The organism is Caenispirillum bisanense (assembly GCF_039523075.1).
GTDB classification, from domain to species: domain Bacteria; phylum Pseudomonadota; class Alphaproteobacteria; order Rhodospirillales; family Rhodospirillaceae; genus Caenispirillum; species Caenispirillum bisanense.
On sequence record NZ_BAAAEP010000138.1, the window covers coordinates 1 to 574 of the forward strand.

Sequence of the window (574 nt, forward strand, 5' to 3'; positions counted from 1 at the left end):
CCAAAACCATGAATCCCCTATCCAATTTGCCGAAAGAGTACTGACGCTACTTCGAGCCGAAAAAATACAGGGTATAGAAGTCACAGTCAGCGTTGGCCTGGCAGTTTCCGCCAAAGCCAGTTTTGAGCAGCTATACAAAGGCGCAGATATTCTGTTGTACGAAGCAAAAAACCAGGGCCGTAACAGACTGGTGTGGCGGGATATGGATAAAGACTGAAGTTTTGTCAGTCAAGCTGATGAATTAAAATCTGAATACGTGTATCAAAGCATGCGAGGCCACTTCCTGCTTGCGGACTCTCTTGGTCGCTCAGGAAGTCAAAGAGTAATGCATTAAAATAAAGCGAAATGCTTTGGTCAGATGGCGGGTACATGTCAATGAAATTCAAGCAACTGATAATAGGTTCAAAATTAATTGAAGCGGTAGGTGAAAATCTACAAGGCTATGTTTGGGGAAGGGATAGTCGATATCTGGATTCCCTTTTTCTCACTTTTGATACGGGAATACTAAAGATCTACAATCCTGCATGTCTGCTTTGTGACAGTGGTCAGTCAGTAGGATTAGGCTCAATAATTG

The 574-nt window shown here is 43.0% G+C and carries 2 protein-coding genes; both read left to right on the plus strand.

The annotated features are described in order from the left end of the window. Nucleotides 1–217 (plus strand): diguanylate cyclase domain-containing protein (locus tag ABD056_RS22810; RefSeq protein ID WP_343870598.1); only part of this gene is annotated, 217 nt, incomplete at its 5' end. Nucleotides 218–375: 158 nt separating this feature from the next. Beyond that, nucleotides 376–574 (plus strand): hypothetical protein (locus ABD056_RS22815; RefSeq protein WP_343870600.1); only part of this gene is annotated, 199 nt, incomplete at its 3' end.